Genomic DNA, 339 nt, shown 5'->3' on the forward strand with positions numbered 1-339 from the left:
GATCGTTGTCCCGAACGAAGAAGGCTATGGATTTTTTTAGTAGATCGCGCTCCTCCTTGAGCCTTCGATTCTGGGATTCCAGCTCTGCAATCCGGGCCTGAGGGTCAATCGGCGGCCCCTCGGCGTCGGGGTTGTGCTTCCGCTGCCATTGATCTATCCAGCGCCTCAGCGCGGTTGGGCCGACCTCCATCAGCTGGCAGACCTCTCTTACCGTCTGCCCCTCCACCACGACCAGGCGCACGGCCTCGTCTCTCATACCTTGGGTTATCTGTCTTGCCACGGGTCACCTCGATGCTTGGATTGATCCTATCGAGTGTCCAGCCGGATTAGACCACCTCA

The 339-nt window shown here is 58.7% G+C and carries 1 protein-coding gene; it reads right to left on the bottom strand.

The window, feature by feature from the left end; all coding sequences use genetic code 11:
• Positions 1 to 241: transposase (locus tag AC06E7_RS19100; protein ID WP_478065606.1), on the bottom strand; the 241-nt coding region annotated here is incomplete at its 3' end.
• Between the last annotated feature and the right edge of the window lie 98 nt (positions 242 to 339).

This window comes from Stenotrophomonas sp. Steno-Z4, from assembly GCF_056393145.1.